Source organism: Gilliamella bombi, from assembly GCF_900103255.1.
In the GTDB taxonomy this organism is placed as follows: domain Bacteria; phylum Pseudomonadota; class Gammaproteobacteria; order Enterobacterales; family Orbaceae; genus Gilliamella; species Gilliamella bombi.
On record NZ_FMWS01000055.1, the window covers coordinates 38,029 to 52,859 of the forward strand.

Sequence of the window (14,831 nt, forward strand, 5' to 3'; positions counted from 1 at the left end):
ATGATAAATCTAAAATAATGCATTACTATCATGATTATTCAATTTGATTTAAATAACTAATTAATCATTCTAACAATAAAATATTTAAAGGATTAACGATGAAAGAAACTACTCAAAATTCAACGACAGAACCCTCAAATATGGCGACGACTCAACCATTTCCAATGGTATGGGATAACAATAAAATCAGTATTTATCAATTTTTACTGCCTTATCAACATGCAGAAAAACTGCCTGAAATAGCCCAAACACTTCCTGATGAATCATCTGATGATACAAAATTAAAATGGGCAGCAGGGGCGATGGATGGGGTTAGCAATCATCATGGCGCATCATCGGAACACACATGTGTTGAAGAAATTTTAACGTTACTAATCACAATATCAACACAACCCAATAAACACGATATCGAAAAACTTTACACCTTAATAAATACGGAAGGTACTTTAAGTTTTATTGATGATTTAAGTGATGCAATACCAAAAATTGACATTGATTTTGATAAGTTATATGAATTTACCTATTGGTTAGCAACAAATAGCCCTGATCGTGAAATCATTAAGTTTAGTATTGCTGTATTAGGATGTTTTACTACCGAACAAACAGACTTATTTTTATTATTAGGCATGCATGAAGAGTTTACCTTATATTCAGCAGTTGCATTACAAAACACCTTATCATCACCCGAACAAGTCGAAAATGCCTTAGTTACTTTAGCTAAAAAAGTGGATGGTTGGGGTAGGATCCATATTGTTGAACGATTAGCCGAATATCAATTATCATCAACAACTAAAGATTGGTTATTAAGAGCGGGTTATCAAAATAGCGTTATGAACGAATATCTTGCTTATACTTGCGCAACCACAGGTGAATTAAATCAGGTTTTAGAACAAGATTATGTTGATTTACCTTTATTAGAATCTGCGGGTGAAATTTTAGAGGCACTCATCATGGGCGGACCAGCCGAAGATATGCATTGTTATGAAGAAGGTGCTATTGTTTGTTTAAATTATTTAAAACATTTACTAAAACTACCCTCATTAGCTGAACTCCCCCCTTTACGAACAGTACTGACTATACGTGATTTTGTTAGCAACCAGCTTAATGAAAGCTATCCTAATTGGAATAAAAAAATAAAAAACGCAATTATTGAAAAAGCAAATAAGTTTATCCATCAAGATAAATGGTTAGCATTAATTGAACATGATTTAATGACTGATGATAGCAGTAAATTTTACCTAGCTGCTGATCTTTACACACAATTTGGATTTGATGCATGGGATGCGCGTTTTGCATATCAAAAAAATCATCAGGGTGAACAGTGGTATTATTTAATGCAAGCCGATGATATACAAAGAGTACAACAAGTTATACAGTTAGCTAGGCAACAATATGACTTTACAAAAATCGCAACTGGGCCAGCGCTAGAATCTGCATTTGGCATCAAATATAAAGCACACCGTGCATTGGATGCTATTTTACAAGAGCTCAATCGATTTCCGAGTATGGGTGAAGATCTTATATTAATTGGTCTAAACAGCCCAGTAATACGCAACCGAAACATGGCATTAAATGCCATTGAAGCTTGGGATCGACAATGTTGGACAGATAAAATAACGCTTGCCCTGCAAGAACTTATTGCAAATGAACCTAATGATGAAATTAAAAAAAGGTTAGTAACGCTACTTGCCTCGCACAATAGTTAAATGTAACTATTCCTTAAAATAGTACAGCCCAAAAGTAGAAAATTTTCTATGATAAAACTAAAAGAGGATTTGAATCTGAAAATTAGAAAAGCGTTTACCAACAGGAAAAATCACATGATATAACCATTAAATTTAAAACACTAAAACAGATAGCATAATTTTCTACTTGAGTTGTGTACTAACTATGGGGTATTTACATTTTTCAAAGTATAAAATAGTTGAGCGATTTTCTGGCTGATTTAGGCAATTAATTATTGCTTCAAAGTAAGCTTACTTGATATTTTTTGTATCCCACCAATAGAATAATGGCAGCATAATAAAATTGCCGGATATATTATAAAATTAAGGGTTATCATTGATGTGACACCTAACATCTCCATAATAAAATTTAGATTAAAAATCAATTTATTAGTATCTTCCACAATTAACATAAATAAAATTGGAGACATTAAGGTAATGATAAAACCAATTGGCACTGCGCAAATCACTAAAACTATCGGTTGTTTTATTTTATTTAAAAGAAAGATTGAAATCAGAATAAAACAGAAATAACACAAACCATAACATATCAAATAATATAATTCTGGTGTGCGATGTTTTGCGATAATCATTCGATAACACCATTGGTAACTTAGATAGGCACCTATAAAGTTAAACAATACGATAATTAATAAATTAATTATTTTCATTAGTTTGCCCTTATTATCTTCAATCTCTTTTACCGCTTCTTCCAAAGAGCTAGGTAACCGATAAAGTTCTTGTAGACCATATTCATGCAAAATGTGTACCTAGCTGTGTGAAATTGTCCATCCTTGTAGTAAATAAATTAGCTTCGACATCTTGCTGACTATTTTTTCTACTTTATTGGTTAAATTGTTATATATGTCATTTTTACACCAACAAAAATAGGACTTTTGGTTGCCACTTACGCATAATGATGCCTCTGTTTCTTATTTAAACATGTGCTTGATTATATTGCGTTAATTAACCAAATAGCAACTCTATTTTATTGATCTGATGGAGGATAAAAGATATGTGACATTGGCTAACTATTGTCAAGTAAAGCGATATCAACGTTACCGTCAAACATGGTTAGACATTCACACAGGTGACACGTTTTTACCTGCAGGCAAATCGCATTTTAGATCTAAATCATCATGCTCAATGATTTGTTAATGGTAATAGGCAAAAGACTTTAAATGCGTTAAAAATTCAGATATAAAGTAAAATAAATAACCTAAAGGAATAGTTGCAATGCAAAACCGCATAAAACAAAAGTTAGCAGAATTAGCACAACAACATAATATCCATATACTTTACGCTTGCGAATCAGGCAGTCGGGCGTGGGGGTTTCCATCGCCGAATAGTGATTATGATGTGCGTTTTATTTATGTGCATCGTTTTGAGAAATACTTAGCCATTGATAACCCTGCTTCACATTTAACTTTTCCTATTGATGATGAGCTGGATTTGCATGGTTGGGATTTAAAAAAAACTTTACAATTGATCCGCAAATCAAATACTACCCCGTTTGAATGGTTGCAATCACCCATTATTTATCAACAAAATGCACCAATTGCTAACCAATTATGGCAACTTTGTGCTGATTTTTTTAATGCTCGTGGCAATATTCATCACTATTTAGGGATTGCTAAAAGCGCCTTACAAAGCAGTGAAGGGCAGCAGATCGGTATCAAAAAACTGTTTTATGTATTAAGACCTTTATTAAGTGCCAAATGGTGTTTAGAAAAACAGCAAATCGCCCCCATGGCCATTACGCCATTATTGACACTATTACCTGATGATTTAAGCCAACAAATCAATGATATTATTGCCTTAAAAGCAACCATGACTGAATCAACACCTATCACTATCGATCCAAAAATCTTATTGTTTATTGAACAATCCATGATTGAGATTAAAGAAAGTTTACAGGCTATAGACGAACAACATTTTAAGGCTGATAAGTTAGATTATTTTTTTATACAAACATTAATGAGCTTAAAATAAGACAAGGAAAACTAAATGACAATCGACGATTTAAAAGCACAAAACTTAATCTTATTTGAAGTGATCAGCGGTAGCCGTGCATTTGGTTTGGCTACTGAAACATCAGATACCGATATTAAAGGAGTTTTTTATCTACCTAAAAATAAGTTTTATGGATTGGATTATATTCCACAAATTAATAATGAAACTAATGATATTGTTTATTATGAATTAGGACGATTTGTGGAACTGTTACTGAAAAACAACCCGAATATTTTAGAAGTGTTAGCCTCGGATCCAAGCTGTATTGTTTATCAGCATCCAATAATGCAGTATTTAACACTCGATCTGTTTTTATCCAAACAGACCAAGCAGACCTTTGCCCTCTACGCCATGTCGCAAATAAAGAAAGCCAAAGGATTAAATAAAAAGATTAATAATCCCGTTGCAGTAACACGTAAAACTGTACTGGATTTTTGTTATATTATCGAAGGTCAACAAGCTTATCCATTAAATGATTGGCTAGCTCAACATAGTTTTAAGCAACATTTATGTGGATTAGTGAATGTGAGGCATGGGAGAGATTTATATGCGCTGTTTTACGATCCATCAGGAAGCTGTGGTTATCATGGGATAATACAACAGCAAGATTCGACCGAACTGTGTTTATCATCGGTTGCTATTAATACGCCAGTTATCGCTTATTTAAGTTTTAATCGTGATGGTTTTTCATCGCATTGCCGTGACTATAAAGCTTATTGGCAATGGGTCGAAAAGCGTAATGAACAGCGTTATCAAAGTAATATTAAAAGTGGCAATGATTTTGATGCTAAAAATATGATGCATACTATTCGTTTATTGCAAGTGGCGCATGAAATAATGACTAAAGGCACCATTACCAATAAATGCGCTAATCGCGATGAGCTGCTTGCAATTAAAAATGGTCAATTAAGCTATGATGAGATTATGCATATCGCAGAAACATTGTTAAGCAAAATTGAAACCGCATCAATCACTTCAATGTTGCCAGAAGCACCTAATTTTACTAAAGCGATTGCACAGTTAGTAAAAATGCGTGAATTATTATATAACCACTAATGATATCGCAAAACAATAACAGTTCATGATTGAATTATAAAAATAATTCAATGAGTTATTTACAATACATGTCATTATGTTAATTTATTTCACTTCCTTGTGATACTCTAATTTAAGTATGAAATTATTTTAATTTAGATTTTTTGGTTTCTTTTCTTTCTTTTAGCTCTTTTAATTCAAATTCCCAAACCTGCCAAAAATCCATATTTGTTGGTTCCAAAACATTCATTTCGTGATTAAATTTTACAATATCACTAAATTCATTAACACAATACATATCAGCATCATTAATAATTTTCAAGATTGGGATTGCTTTAAGCCCTGTTTCCTGCATAAATTGATGGCCAATAAAATCAAGCCTCATCCAATCAGCACTTAATTTAGAGGCTGTATAAGTATGAAAACCATATAAAAATGTCCAAAAAGGTCCCACTGCCATTGCTTGAGGACGACGCCAAATCTCCTCTTTTACTTCAATATAAATACCTCTATGGGGAATAGCATCACAATCTTCACCAAGTAAATGAGCAACATATTCATCAGGAAATTTAATTGCCAAACTATTTTCAATATTGCGAATATCTTGCAATACTATTTTATCTTCAGCCATTGGAAAAACACTATAATCTCTATCTAAATACTGATTCATTAATAAAATCGTTTTGTCTTCCATCCTCATTCCTCTTTAATTTTTTATTTACCCATTTTTTAAGCAAAATATTATAACTTTTAGGCTATTTTTTAAAAGATATTTTAATTAAATCGATCAACTGGTTGGCTTTAAAATGGGACAATTATCGTACATTAAAATGGACAATCTTTTTATAGATTGCCCATATCGCTTGCTTAATCCGCCTGTTGCAACCAATATATGGCTTCATAAGGTCTTAATCTTATTTCAGAGCCTAGCCGATGGTTATCTTGATAATTGCTAAATAATTGTTGCCAATTCAAGAGTTGTAACGAATTAGGTAATGACCATGTCAGTGTTTTATCGGTCAGATTTGCTATCACTAGTAATTTTTGATTATGCCACCGCCTGATATAGCACCAATAATCAGCAATATCTGGCGTTAAATCTTGATAATCACCAAAAATAAAAATCGGGTACGTTTTGCGTAATTTAATTAAGGTTTGATAGCAATAAAATATCGAATCAGGATCATCGAGTGCCGCTTTGACATTAATTTGAGGATAATTATTAGCAACCTCAATCCAAGGCTTACCTTTAGTAAAGCCAGCATTGGCTGAATTATCCCATTGCATCGGCGTTCGGCTATTGTCTCTGGATTTGCTAGCAAGGATTGCTAAAATTTCTGATTTAGGCATACCATCTGCTATTTTTTCTTGATAAATGTTAAGACTTTCCACATCTTTATATTGTGAAATATCAGTAAAATGAGGATTGGTCATACCGATTTCTTCACCTTGATAAAGATAAGGTGTGCCTTGTAAACCATACAGTAGCATGGCTAACATTTTGGCAGATTGTTTGTGATATTGGTTTTCATTACCAAGGCGTGAAACGATACGAGGTTGATCATGATTACACCAAAAAATTGCATTCCAAGCCTTATCTTGCATGCCTGTTTGCCAATAGCCAAGGATTTTTTTAAGTTCAAGTAAATCAGGTTTAGCCAGCGTCCATTTATCACCGTTTGGATAATCGATTTTTAGATGATGAAAGTTAAACGTCATGGTCAATTCTTTACCATCTAAGCTAGCATATTTTTGGCAGTTTTCTAATGTGGTGGATGACATTTCGCCAACCGTTTTAAGTTGGTTGGGTTGAAAAACATCACGACTGATCTCTTGTAAAAATTCATGAATTTTTGGACCATCGGTATAAAATCGACGACCATCGCCATTTTCATCATCCAGAAAATCTTGCTGTTTTGAAACTAAATTAATCACATCAAGCCTTAATGCATCAACGCCTTTATCAGCCCAAAATTGACATACTTTTTTGATTTCTTGACGAACAGTTGGGTTTTCCCAATTAAGATCGGCTTGCTGTTTAGCAAATAAGTGCAAATAGTACTGTTTTGATTGTTCATGCCATTGCCATGCTTTACCGCCAAATTTTGACCGCCAATTGTTAGGCTCTGAGCCATCGGCTTTAGCGTCTTTCCAAATATAAAATGAGCGATAAGGACTTGACTTATCTAAGGCTGATTTAAACCATGGGTGCTGTGTTGAAGTATGATTAAACACCATATCCATCATAATGCGAATACCACGCTCGTGCGCTTGTTTAACCAGTAGTTCGAAATCAGCCATTAAACCATAGCTCGGATCTATATCATAATAATCCGACACATCATAACCGTTATCAATTTGTGGGGATGGATAAATCGGCGTTAACCAAATAGCACTAACTCCTAAATTTTCAAGATAGTCTAATCGGCTAATAATACCTAATAAATCACCCGTCGAACCAGCGCCACTAGCTTGGAAACTTTTTGGATAGATCTGGTAAATAGTACCATTTTGCCACCAAGGGATATCGATTTTATTCATTGCTTGCTCTTTATTATTTATTATTTATTATTTATTTTTCATAAATTAACCGCTCAATAACAAGAACGGTTAATGGTTATTAGCTCGTGTTTAACGAATATCTAACGTACCTTTTTTAAGTTTAATTTTATAAACGATCGAAGTTAAAACAATCGGAACCACAATTGCCACAATCATCGCCAAAGCATAAATCGACCAATATATCGGCTTTATCGATAAAATACCCGGCAAACCGCCAACCCCAATACCATTAGATAACACACCAAATAAACCACAAATTAACCCGGCTAAAGCTGAACCAACCATGGCGCACAGCATCGGGAATTTATAGCGCAAATTAATACCATACATAGCAGGCTCGGTTACCCCAAGATAACCTGATATGGCAGCAGGAACCGACACTTCACGCTCATTATGTTTTTTACTAACTAAAATAATACCCACAACAGCCGAAGCTTGAGCAATATTAGATAAAGCAATAATTGGCCAAATCGGCGTACCGCCCATGCTTTCAGTCATTTGTAAGTCAATTGCAAGGGTTGTATGGTGAATACCAGTAATAACCAATGGTGAATAAAAGAAACCAAAAACAGCAGCGCCAATAAAGGCATAATCACCAGTCATTAAATATTTAACAATAAAAGCAATACCATTACCTAACATTCTTCCAATTGGACCTAAAAGGAAATGTGCTAAAAACACAGAAACAAGAAGCGCAACAATCGGCACAATCACTAGATTCAAGTAATCAGGTACAATTTTGCGTAATCGTGTTTCGATCCAACCCAACGCTAAACCTGCAAAAATAGACGGAATCACCTGCGCTTGATAGCCGACTTTTTCGATACTAAACCAACCAAAATCCCAAACATCAGGTATTTTACTGCCAAGGTCATAAGCGTTCATCAATTGTGGTGAAACCAAAGTGATGCCTAAAACAATACCTAAAATTGGCGATCCTCCCATCTTTTTCACGGTAGACCAACAAATGGCAACTGGTAAAAAGTGGAAAATCGCCTCGCAAGGTAACCAAAGTATACTGTAAATTGGCGCTAGCCAATGATAGGTTTGTATCAGCGGCTTATCATCAATAGTTGGCATTTCACCAATAATATTACGTAACCCAAGTAATAAACCACCAGCGATTAAAGCTGGTAATAATGGCACAAAAATTTCCGCTAAGTTAGAAATAAACCTTTCAAAAAAAGACATATTCTTTTTAGCTGCTACTTTAGTTTGCTCTTTGCTTGCTTCATCTAAATTTAATTGCTGGATCAATGCTTTGTAATAACTATCAACATTGGTGCCAATGATAACTTGAAACTGTCCAGCATTATTAAAACAACCTTTCACAAAAGGCAGTTCTTCTATAGCTTGGACATCAGCTAGCTTAGGATCAACTAAGGCAAACCTCAATCTTGTTAAACAGTGAGTGACACTGGCAATATTTTCTTTCCCACCAATCAACTCAATTAATTGCATTATCGATTGGCTAGTTAATTGGGAATTTTTAGCCATAAAAGGTCTCCTTTAAATTAGAATTAGCCTTTGTATTTCACTAATAATCTGGCTATTTTGAATATAGATTAAGCATAGATTGAATTGATAAATTAATAAATGGGAACGTTCCCTTTTTTGTGATTAATATCACAAATTAGAGCAAAATAAGCACAAATTAAATAAAAATAACTACTGGTTAGCTTATTAAATGGCAAGGAATGGTGATACTTTTCAGTTCAAACTGATTTTGTAACATATTAAGTAACTCTTGAGCCGCACAACTACCTGCTTGATCAAAACCGAGTTCAACTGCACAAGTCTTAGGAAAAAGAAAACTCAGTAGCTCACTATTACCAATGCTAGCTACGGTAATATGTTCAAGCTGTTTTTCGTGTAAATACTTATTTAATCCTAATGCAATACCATCAGTTGCACAAACGATAGCCGATGGATTTTTAGTTAACACCAACAGGGCAAGATCATAACCTGAACGATAACTTAATTGACCTAAAACTGCATTGGGGCTAAGTTGATATTGCTGGCAAAAATCCAAATAGGCTTGATAACGCAATGCGCCAGTAGTTTGGTCTTGTTGCTCAATACCGATATAACCAATATTTTGATGTTGTTGCGATTGATATAAATGAGCAAGCAATAATCTAACTGCACCAATATCATCATAACAAATACAAGTATGATCTTGGAATTTTCTTGCGATTACTACACTACTATTTTGCCAGGTGGATAATAATGACTGCTCTAGTCCAGTAAATGCAAAGATAACTACGCCATCAGCTTGTTTACCTTTAAGCAGAGATAAATATTCTTTGACTTTGACTGTACTAAATTGGCTTTCCATAATGATAGGATCATAACCATGCCGATAAAAAATAGGCAACATACTTTGAACAGCTTGATTTTCAGAAAGAGAATCAAGGCGAGTTACAATAATCCCAATCACTTTATTTCCATAACCACGCATCGCTCTTGCCGATTTAGACGGCGTAAAGTGATACTGTTCAATGATTGCCAAAACTTTATTACGCGTAGCTTCTTTAACCATAGGATCATGATTAATCACTCGAGACACGGTAGATTTACTTACCGAACAAAGCTTTGCAATATCTTTAATGGTTAAGTTGTTTGAAGATATACTCATAATAATTTAGCCAACAAAAATCAATAAAATCATACTAATCTATTTTATAAAAAATAGCGATTTGAGATTATTTATACCAGTTGGTAAATAAGTTTTGTTAACTAATAGCTATATTAAGATTTAATATAAAATTGACCATTTACCCATTGATATTAAAATAATTTTATTTAACTAAATTCTGACAAATACTATCTAATGCAGTTATTTTTTGTAACAATAGTAAATAATTTAAACAAAGCCTTAAAAAGGAAAAAAATAAAGGTGTCATACAAATTTTTATGCAGTTCACTGCTCATTTTGGGTTTCTCAGGATATGCATTAGCGACCGAAACAAATAATACAATTGAAGCACAATTTAAAGCGGCTTTATTATGCAAGGTTGCTCCAATTGATGGTCGTGATGCAAAAGTGGTTAAACAACTTAACCAACAAAACATTACCATAAAAAACTTAGAAGATGATGGGCTGATTAATTTAGAGTATCACTTTGCCAAACCGCTGGAAATAATGAATACGACTGTATCGCAAATTAAATACCAAGGCGATAGCGGTTCATATTTTTATGCTGTTGCCAAAGGTGATATAGATACATTTGCCAAAGCAATGGGGGCAATCCCAATCCCTGCCCATTTAAAAGAAGAAATGTCTTGGGGTGATATAGGACAATATTATCAATATACAGCCCCAATCACAGAAGAAAATCATTTTCCTAGTATCATTCTTATCGGTCGTGACAAAAATGCCAACTCAGATGAGTTTTATTTTGGCTGCGAAGAATTTGATAGTTAATTATGATTGATTGACGGATGAGGAAAAGATGACTCATCCGCTTTTAATTTGTAAGCCTTTCCCCACTCTAACATGGCATCATGCACCTGTTTTAGACTTTGTCCAACCTCGGTTAATGTATATTCAACTCTGGGGGGAACCTCGGCATACACTTTGCGGGTTAATAACCCATTTTTTTCCATAGCTCGCAGGTGCTGAGTTAAAACTTTTTGTGATATACCAGTCAGCGATTTTTTTAGTTCACCAAAGCGCTTGGTTCCCGTAAGCAGGTCTCGCACAATTAAGACTTTCCACTTATCACCCATTAACATTAATGTTATTTCAACAGGGCAAATAGGCAAATCATTATTTAATTTAATCATTAATCCTTAAAATTCAACAATAGTTTCAAAAAAGTTACTATAGCACTATTTGGTACCTACTTTACAGTAGAAACGTTAAAGACTAATCTAAAACCATTCTTATATCATGTTAATCATTAAACGCTTGAAAGGAGCAAAGTATGAAAATTGCAGTCATTGGTGCTAGTGGTAAAACAGGGCAACTTTTAGTAAAAGAGGCGATTTCACGCGGGCATGATGTTACCGCAATTGTGCGCAAAGCGAGTCAACCGCTCGATCCCAAAGCAAATGTGCTAATTAAAGATCTGTTCGAATTAACCTATACTGATTTAAAACCCTTTGATGTGATTATCGATGCATTTGGTACTTGGGCACAGGAATTACTGCCATTGCATCAAACCAGTTTAAAACATTTAACTGATATCTTGAGCGGTAAAACAAATCGCCTATTAGTGGTTGGGGGAGCAGGCAGTTTATATGTTAATCCACAGCATTCACTACGTTTGGTTGATACACCTGATTTTCCTGAGGCATTTAAACCATTAGCCACCAATATGGCCAAAGCACTTGATGCGCTTAGAACGTGCGATGATGTGCAATGGACTTATTTAAGCCCAGCCATTGAGTTTAATGCTGATGGGAAAAGAACTGGGCATTATATCTTGGGCGGTGAAGAGGTGTTATTTAACAGCCAAGGAAAAAGCCAAATCAGTTATGCCGATTATGCCATTGCCATGATTGATGAAGCAGAAAAAGCCAAGCATATTAAGCAACGTTTTACTGTTGCAACTGAATAAGGTTGCTAAAGTTTTGTAACCAAGCTTGATTGGACAGAATAAGCACCGATTATTCCATAATAACGAATACAATATCCCGACATATTTTTCAACACGCTTCAAGACTTATTATTTTAGGAACGAGTTGGATTTGACTTGGGATATTTTTGAATTTTAGTGAAAAAATGAATTTAACGGCAACGTATTAACCAAAAGAGGGTGAGTAGCCAAAGTCAAAAATCTTGTCAAAAAGTTTCAGGTAACTATACGTTTAAGTATAAAAACTGTTTTTTAGGCAAAAAATAGACCTAAAAAAGCAAATATTCATCATCTTTTTTAATGAATAAATTTAGTTTAAATTACGTTTTTAGAGCCTCTCTCACTTGCATCAAAACTTCACCAAGTAAATTTTTGCCTCGCCATTTAGCCATATTAAATCTCATTTCGTCATCAATACTTAAACCAATTCCCCAAATCTTGTCATAAGGGCTTGCTTCTGCTAATACTTTATCTTTGGTTGATAATAGATATTTTTTAAGCTCATCATTTTGAGAAAATTTTGCATAATTACCCTCAAAAACAATCTCTTTTTTATGCTTATTCCATATATTTTCATCAAAATTACGCACAGTTTGCCCCAGCTTTTTTTGCATTTTAGATGACGGAATAGATAGAATAGCATTGGCACTCTCTATATCTTTAAATAACAACGCTTTAGAATACATCATCCATTGTTCTGCACTAGTAAATGCTATTTCATTAATAACAAAATGACAAGGATACCACTGAGATAGATAATGATCAGGACTAAAAAAGAAAATCATTTTCTTCTTTCCGACTTGTTTCATCTATTTAAATTGCTCCTTTTGTAGAATAAATAAACTTACAGCTAAGAAACCTCTGGATTGTTTACACTTCATAATTAAAATAACTCTTTAAAAATTCATGATGCGTTTTAACCATATTATAAAAGTTAATAAATCGCCTAAAATTTTATTCTCTATATGGTGAATCTGCAAATATTTGCTGATTCAAAATATATCCCTTTATAAATCCATACTAAATTTGTATATTTGCCCATTAAAGGTGATAATTAATTTTGTCACAAAATTTTATAATAAACCGACTCATTGTATTTTTCTAGTTTTTGGCATAGTCCATTTTTCTAAAGCTTGTTGTATTGCTAACTAAATGTTTTTTTAAGTGAATTATTAGGACTCTTTACTTTTTGTGTTTATATATTAATCAACAATACATTGGTAACCACATAAGTATAAATACCAGCAATAACATAATGTTATCCTTGCTAAAGCTCGAAACAAATCGGTAGACCACCACTATCAACAACAAAGTGGATTTTAGCTGAGTTGCCCCATAGCTTTTTCCTATCTGATGTGAATGCTAAGTTGCTAAATCTGAGCTACGTTGATGCGCTCGCACATTTGGTCGAGTTTTTTATGTGTTTGATTATCGGTTTTATGTTGAATTCTAATAATTGAGTCATCACATAAAACGATTGGTTGTAGGTCTTTAAAAAAGTCCTTCTCTCAAAAAATGTATCGGGTTGTCACTTAATGCTAATCTTTGTTCTATTTCCATTGCATGACCCTCTTTATTTAATTTTACCCTTGTGCCACCGCCATCGACACTTTCAGCGTTGGTGGCGGGGGGGCGCGATTGTGGCTTTACCGCAACTGCTCAACCCTAAGGGGTTTGCTCCAAACTTATACTGGGGCTTTATTCTTTTTTATATTGTTCTTTCAGACACCATAACCACCTTCCGCGCCATAAGGATTAATTAACCACCACTTAAGCAAAGACCATCGTTACCGCCGAAGTTATCACTGTGCCTATAGACGTAGCCTTTGCTCGAGCTAACAGCGAGCATCATATTATCACCTGATCGGCTGCCACCTAACCAGTAGCCGCTGCCGATGAAACCCGCATCAGCGTAGCTGTTCATGCTGCCCCACTCCGTGAAAAATCCAGCGCCTATTTGACGTTGGTATTCCCCATGTCCTGACGATGGCTTGGCGCCATCGTTCATTATGATATAATCTCTACCCACTTTTATTTTTATACATGGGAAAAAATGATCTCCTCTTACACCACACTTCGCATTGGTTAAATCACTTGTCCCCGGCATGTGATAACCCAAACCTCTACACCATCCAGATTGTTCATTATAATATCTTCTTACGGCCCCACTACTGATGAACCACTTCTTCAACACAAATCCATATTTTACTAACTCATAACCATCTTTATCTCTACCCACTAACTCAAACGTCTGCGGTAACCTTGGTACAGTAATTCGGCTAGGGTTAAACCTTTGATTTCTTGCCTCTGGACCTGTTAGCTTAACACGTGCTACAACTTGTCCCCTATCTTCATAAGGAATCCAGTAATCATTAGGTACAACATTTATCACGCTTGCAGTAATTCCCTCATGCGTGACAGGTGCCCATGTCAATTCTCTTACATCTATTCCTGTAATGAGTAAATCAAAATATAAATTATCCGCACCTGTAGTTGGAAAATTGAGGTTATATGATCCTGGATTGGTTGATTGAACTAAAAAGCCCTTCTTAGGATTCCATATGTTAGCAGGGCCTGCGTGTTTTCCCTCACCCTGATATAGATTCGGCCTTACATACTTGATAACTGGCATAACTGGCTCCGCTGGTAATGGTTCGGATAGTAATATTATTGCATCACTACGATTACCCGCTCGATACTTTTTGCCATTCGCCTGTACATTCCATGACAATGACAATAATAACAGTACTGATACTAGCAAAGCTGTTTTAGGTGATTTGAGCGATAATTACGATAATTCGTTGAGAGATAATTTGGAAGGTATAAATAAGTTTTGTGTAAAAACTCGTCGAATAGGATTATTTGATAAATTTAAGACATAGGTTTGCCAGTGCTTGTGCCTAAAATGATAATG

The 14,831-nt window shown here is 34.5% G+C and carries 13 protein-coding genes and 1 pseudogene; 5 read left to right on the top strand and 9 right to left on the bottom strand.

The features are described 5' to 3' along the window. Window positions 1-98: 98 nt before the first annotated feature. Window positions 99-1,706, top strand: a complete 1,608-nt coding sequence (locus B9N71_RS10260; protein WP_085165864.1) for a hypothetical protein — start codon at window positions 99-101, stop codon at window positions 1,704-1,706. A 251-nt stretch (window positions 1,707-1,957) separates the two neighbouring features. On the opposite strand, the gene B9N71_RS10265 is transcribed toward B9N71_RS10260, so the two are convergent. Then, window positions 1,958-2,485, bottom strand: a complete 528-nt coding sequence (locus tag B9N71_RS10265) for a hypothetical protein (RefSeq protein ID WP_085165865.1) — start codon at window positions 2,483-2,485, stop codon at window positions 1,958-1,960. Window positions 2,486-2,960: 475 nt separating this feature from the next. Here B9N71_RS10265 and B9N71_RS10270 point away from each other — a divergent pair, with 475 nt between their 5' ends. Together B9N71_RS10270 and B9N71_RS10275 are read left to right on the top strand one after the other, a co-directional pair. Beyond that, the gene (locus B9N71_RS10270) at window positions 2,961-3,716 is read left to right on the top strand and encodes a nucleotidyltransferase domain-containing protein (protein WP_085165866.1); all 756 of its coding nucleotides are present in this window, start codon (window positions 2,961-2,963) and stop codon (window positions 3,714-3,716) included. Between the two features lie 15 nt (window positions 3,717-3,731). Further along, window positions 3,732-4,793: a nucleotidyltransferase domain-containing protein gene (locus B9N71_RS10275; RefSeq protein WP_085165867.1), complete on the top strand. Its 1,062-nt coding sequence runs from the start codon at window positions 3,732-3,734 to the stop codon at window positions 4,791-4,793. A 124-nt stretch (window positions 4,794-4,917) separates the two neighbouring features. Here the strand turns inward: B9N71_RS10275 and B9N71_RS10280 are convergent, their stop codons facing one another. From B9N71_RS10280 to treR, 4 genes are all read right to left on the bottom strand, one after another. Further along, the gene (locus B9N71_RS10280; RefSeq protein WP_085165868.1) at window positions 4,918-5,466 is read right to left on the bottom strand and encodes a hypothetical protein; all 549 of its coding nucleotides are present in this window, start codon (window positions 5,464-5,466) and stop codon (window positions 4,918-4,920) included. A gap of 173 nt (window positions 5,467-5,639) precedes the next feature. Then, on the bottom strand, window positions 5,640-7,313 hold the full coding sequence (gene treC, locus B9N71_RS10285; protein WP_085165869.1) for an alpha,alpha-phosphotrehalase: 1,674 nt from the start codon (window positions 7,311-7,313) through the stop codon (window positions 5,640-5,642). A 90-nt stretch (window positions 7,314-7,403) separates the two neighbouring features. After that, window positions 7,404-8,831, bottom strand: coding sequence for a PTS trehalose transporter subunit IIBC (gene treB / locus B9N71_RS10290; RefSeq protein WP_085165870.1), 1,428 nt, complete (start codon window positions 8,829-8,831; stop codon window positions 7,404-7,406). 178 nt (window positions 8,832-9,009) lie between these two features. After that, window positions 9,010-9,972, bottom strand: coding sequence for a trehalose operon repressor TreR (treR, locus tag B9N71_RS10295; RefSeq protein ID WP_085165871.1), 963 nt, complete (start codon window positions 9,970-9,972; stop codon window positions 9,010-9,012). A 261-nt stretch (window positions 9,973-10,233) separates the two neighbouring features. Between treR and B9N71_RS10300 the strand changes: the two genes are divergently transcribed. Continuing rightward, a complete protein-coding gene (locus B9N71_RS10300) occupies window positions 10,234-10,761 on the top strand; it encodes a hypothetical protein (protein WP_143422114.1) in 528 nt (175 codons plus the stop codon). Here the strand turns inward: B9N71_RS10300 and B9N71_RS10305 are convergent. Then, window positions 10,758-11,123: a winged helix-turn-helix transcriptional regulator gene (locus B9N71_RS10305; protein WP_065590768.1), complete on the bottom strand. Its 366-nt coding sequence runs from the start codon at window positions 11,121-11,123 to the stop codon at window positions 10,758-10,760. The genes B9N71_RS10300 and B9N71_RS10305 overlap by 4 nt on opposite strands. 140 nt (window positions 11,124-11,263) lie before the next feature. Between B9N71_RS10305 and B9N71_RS10310 the strand changes: the two genes are divergently transcribed. Continuing rightward, window positions 11,264-11,899 carry an NAD(P)-dependent oxidoreductase gene (locus tag B9N71_RS10310; RefSeq protein ID WP_085165872.1) on the top strand — a complete coding sequence of 212 codons (636 nt, stop codon included), beginning with the start codon at window positions 11,264-11,266 and terminating at the stop codon, window positions 11,897-11,899. A gap of 338 nt (window positions 11,900-12,237) precedes the next feature. Here the strand turns inward: B9N71_RS10310 and ybiA are convergent, their stop codons facing one another. The 3 genes and pseudogenes from ybiA to B9N71_RS10325 form a co-directional block, all read right to left on the bottom strand. Continuing rightward, window positions 12,238-12,726, bottom strand: coding sequence for a riboflavin biosynthesis intermediates N-glycosidase (ybiA, locus tag B9N71_RS10315; protein WP_065590770.1), 489 nt, complete (start codon window positions 12,724-12,726; stop codon window positions 12,238-12,240). Window positions 12,727-13,187: 461 nt separating this feature from the next. Then, window positions 13,188-13,318: pseudogene (locus B9N71_RS13365) on the bottom strand (IS5/IS1182 family transposase); the annotation flags it as partial. Between the two features lie 358 nt (window positions 13,319-13,676). Further along, window positions 13,677-14,654 carry a hypothetical protein gene (locus tag B9N71_RS10325; RefSeq protein ID WP_143422115.1) on the bottom strand — a complete coding sequence of 326 codons (978 nt, stop codon included), beginning with the start codon at window positions 14,652-14,654 and terminating at the stop codon, window positions 13,677-13,679. Window positions 14,655-14,831: the final 177 nt, after the last annotated feature.